The sequence below is a fragment of the Shewanella sp. Sh95 genome (assembly GCF_001308045.1).
Lineage (GTDB): Bacteria > Pseudomonadota > Gammaproteobacteria > Enterobacterales > Shewanellaceae > Shewanella > Shewanella xiamenensis.
In genome coordinates, this window is record NZ_LGYY01000204.1 from 1 (window position 1) to 419 (window position 419).

Sequence of the window (419 nt, forward strand, 5' to 3'; positions counted from 1 at the left end):
ATACCGAGATGAGTAATTTCATATTTATCAACCGTCTCCCATAAGCGATCTGCTTCTGGAAAGTCTGGAACACCTTCGTACATAACCATCGTTGCACCATTTATGAGTGAACCGAATAATAAAAATGGCCCCATCATCCAGCCCATATCAGTTACCCATAATACACGATCACCTTGTTTAATATTCATTCCAAATCCTGCATCAAAAGCTGCTTTCAAAGGAAATCCTGCATGCGTGTGTACCGTTCCTTTCGGCTTACCAGTCGTTCCTGATGTATATATGAGCATTAAAGGATCATCACTATGCATTTCTTCGGCATGTATGAATGGTTTTTCTTTTTCTAGCGTACTCCATGAAAAGTCATAATGATGCGGTGTAAAATTATTTCCTGCATGACGAACAATTACCACCTTTTCAAC

Annotated in this window: 1 protein-coding gene; it reads right to left on the reverse strand. The window is 39.4% G+C overall.

The window, feature by feature from the left end:
* On the reverse strand, positions 1-419 hold a 419-nt coding region (locus tag AEA42_RS14880), incomplete at both ends, for an AMP-binding protein (protein ID WP_156312346.1).